This window comes from Bacillus rhizoplanae (assembly GCF_917563915.1).
GTDB lineage: Bacteria > Bacillota > Bacilli > Bacillales > Bacillaceae_G > Bacillus_A > Bacillus_A rhizoplanae.
On record NZ_CAKJTI010000067.1, the window covers coordinates 1 to 3419 of the forward strand.

General features: G+C 32.2%; 3 protein-coding genes and 2 pseudogenes. 4 read left to right on the forward strand and 1 reads right to left on the reverse strand.

Features of this window, described 5'->3' with window-relative positions; genetic code table 11:
• Positions 1-185: 185 nt before the first annotated feature.
• From LRP84_RS22185 to LRP84_RS22195, 3 genes are all read left to right on the forward strand, one after another.
• On the forward strand, positions 186-794 hold the full coding sequence (locus tag LRP84_RS22185; RefSeq protein WP_230577059.1) for a hypothetical protein: 609 nt from the start codon (positions 186-188) through the stop codon (positions 792-794).
• Between the two features lie 332 nt (positions 795-1126).
• The gene (locus LRP84_RS22190; RefSeq protein ID WP_230577060.1) at positions 1127-1741 is read left to right on the forward strand and encodes a transglutaminase-like domain-containing protein; all 615 of its coding nucleotides are present in this window, start codon (positions 1127-1129) and stop codon (positions 1739-1741) included.
• A gap of 219 nt (positions 1742-1960) precedes the next feature.
• Positions 1961-2227, forward strand: a complete 267-nt coding sequence (locus LRP84_RS22195) for a hypothetical protein (RefSeq protein WP_230577061.1) — start codon at positions 1961-1963, stop codon at positions 2225-2227.
• Between the two features lie 633 nt (positions 2228-2860).
• On the opposite strand, the pseudogene LRP84_RS22200 reads toward LRP84_RS22195, so the two are convergent.
• A pseudogene (locus tag LRP84_RS22200) lies at positions 2861-3121 on the reverse strand (MarR family transcriptional regulator); the annotation flags it as partial.
• A 218-nt stretch (positions 3122-3339) separates the two neighbouring features.
• On the opposite strand from LRP84_RS22200, the pseudogene LRP84_RS22205 reads away from it, so the two are divergent.
• Positions 3340-3419, forward strand: a pseudogene (locus LRP84_RS22205) (serine/threonine protein kinase); the annotation flags it as partial.

The window sequence follows — 3419 nt, forward strand, 5'->3', positions numbered from 1 at the left end:
TAGCGCATTCTTCATCATATAATAAATTGATTAATACCGACTAGTTAGTACTAAAAAAATAATACTTATAAAGGAGTTGGTTTAATGACATTAACTAGTCAGATTAAATATTTCGAACCTTAAAAGAAAAAATGAATTCGACTATATTTAACTGGTGTGTAATTTATAAATAGGGAGTGGTTGAAGTGAAAACGATTTGCAGTCTCATGTTTACTGTTGCTTTTGCCTTCTTAACGATTTTCTCCTTTTCTAATGTATCTTTTGCGGCTGAGGGAGAAATAAGTCAGTATGATTTAATTGATGGGAAACAGGTATCGACAAATGCAAATGATGCCAATGTCAAACATGTTTATTATACAGGGGACGAAAATGGGAATGAAGTTCGTTTAGGGTTTACAACACAGCAAGAAGAAGATGATTATATCAATAATGAAAAGAAATTAGAGAAAGAATCAAATGTAGACAGTGACTTCCAAACTTTAGGATCTGGGGCTTGTTGTACTGATTTTTATACAGGTAGTAATAAAACTGGATTTTACGGTCCTGTTAAGGTAGGATATGCTGTCCCTAGTCTCACTTCTTACTGGGGAGCATATTGGAATGACATTATATCCTCAATTAGTACAGCTAGTACAGGAAGAACTTACTTGTATCAACATACTTATAAAGGTGGGGGCTCTATTGGGTTTAACAACGCTTACTACTGGGGAAAAACAATAAACTTATCAAACTACAAATTTAGCAATGGTGTTTCGGCAGATAATAATGCATCTTCCCTGTACGTTTATGAATGACTTTATTGTTGTTTATTTTGATAAAAATAGGTATAGGATGAAGAAAAACTATTTTTTCAACACCACACCATTTTAAAACAGTGGTATCTGTGTTTAACAAAAGAATCTTCAATTAGAGGATCCTTTTTCATTACCTATAAGCGTGATTATGTGAATGAAAGGTCCCTTCAGAAGATCTGAAGGGACCTTTTTATAGGTTTCTAAATAGATTAACTGTGGATAATGAGACGTTATGTTAACCGCACATGTATATAGTATTCATTGTTCTAAGAGGAATTTTGACTTATATGTGTAAAGTTTACTTATGAAAGTTGGAAGGAGAAAAAGTAACGATGAATTTAATTTGTGAATCATTAAATTTAGAAGATTATCTGAAGGAATTACCAGAAGTGGACTTTCAACACCCTTTTATCCAACAAAAATCAAATGAACTTTACATTAATTCAGATACCCAACAGTTGGAATACATAAAGCAAGCATATGAATTTATTAGGGATAAAATTTATCATTCTTGGGATATTCAAAGCACAAGAATAACAAAGAAAGCTTCTGAAGTTCTATTAGAGGGGGAAGGAATATGCTATGCCAAATCTAACTTATTAGCAGCTTTATTACGTTCTAAGGGTATTCCTACAGGTTTTTGCTATCAAAGACTTATATTAGGAGCAACACTTGATACAGGGCACTGCATTCATGCTCTTAATGCTGTATATATTGATTCTAAAAATAAATGGATTCGTTTAGACGCAAGAGGAAACAAATCTGGAGTACATGCTGAATTTTCTTTAGATAAAGAGAAACTAGCTTTTCCAATTAATACTGAGTTAGATGAAATTGACTATCCTATAATTTATTCAGTTCCTAACGAAAAGACTATGAGGGTATTAGCTGAACACACTGATTGTTTAAATATGTATTTGAATTTTCTACCAGAAAGAATTGAGTAAATTTATATAGTTACTTCCAATAACGAGAATTATGTAAACACAAAAGTCCCTCAGTTAAACAGTCTGGAGGACTTTTAATAGTCTTTTAAATACATTGAATCCCGATAATGATGCGTTATATAAATTAAAGGTTATACATTCTATGCCATATTTTTATACATAAAATATATGGGACAAGCATAAAGTTAAGGTAACTCTAAAGATAGATGGTGATAGCTATTGAAAAAAACTTTTTTAACAATCTTAGGTATTTTTCTATGTTTTTTAATTGGTTATGAGAGAGATTATAAAGTGATAGCTTCAAAGGATAGTAAAACAAATATAAATAATCAATTCAAAAATATAAATGTAAATACTGAAATTGTACTAAAAAAAGGATATACAACAATACCTTTACCTAAATCATATGAAACAAGTAAACCTAAGAAATTACCTGTAACTCCTGACTCTAGAACATTCTCCATTCAAAATTTAACAAACAATTGAAGCTATCTATGATAACTTGTATAGTAAAAAAACTAAATTTTTGTACTTCTCATAAAGAAAATTATGTAAATGAGCCATCCATATGGGCGGCTCATTGTATTTTTTATTGATTTAACCATATCTTTTAGTTTCAATTTTGCTTTTTGGCTAGAGTGCTGGCTCGTCGTGTGGGGGCGAAACCCCACGTATTAAACGTATCGATTATAGTATAAGAACTATTTTTGAACGATTGATCTAAGCGGTTGGGCTCGTATACTTGTTAGCCCAAGTCGAGAACCATTGCTTTGCTTTTTGTCTGTCGGCTTGGCGATAAAAGCAAATCGAGCCCAAAAAAGTTTTGCAAGGACAACATCAAAAAGAAAAGGCGGTAGCCTTTAGGTGAGGATAAACGAGCCGACTTTTTGATGTTGAGGGTGGAGATTTTTGAGTGTTTTTCTTAAAAATACAACCCGTTCCTTGCGGAACTTTTAGCTTTATATATAAGAGTGAGAAGAGCAAAGTGAATAAAGTCAGTAATAGCAAGGGTTTATAAGATATAGGGTGTACCCAAAAGAGAACACCTGTGTACCCAAAAAGGAACACCTAAAAAATGGAAAACGTAATAAAAAAAAGGATGTCAATATAAAATGACATCTAAAATAAATAAATTGGTAACTTATGTTTTTTACCATCTTCAGTTACGAAATTTTTAAGTGATTTTTTAAAGATTTTTTGAGTTGCTTTATCTACTCCATCTTTTGGAGAACAACACATAATATTTGGATTTACAAACCATGTACGACTTGTACAAATACGGCCATCTTCTGTAGTTGTTCCAGTTTCTGCAACCGCTAATAATCCTTTTTTCATTAAACCATTCATTAACTCTGATACTTTCCCTCTAGTTCTATTTAACTTTCTAGGGGTAGCGCCACATCGCTATCAACTTAAGAAATAAATTGTTCCCCAAAACGAAAAAAATGAGCCGAACTCTCATAAATAACTGTAAAAGGATAAAATTTTCGTTATGGGGGTATTATGAGATTTTAACTTGATGGGCATGGGGCAACCCGTTCTGTTAGATTGATAGGCATGTGGATGGGACCCCTTTTAGCAAAACCGGAGTGGAAATGATGAGTATAAATAGTTTTGTGGGATTGATAAAGGACGAATTATTAAAAGAGGTAAGCATAAGAAGTGAGGATGAATTCGA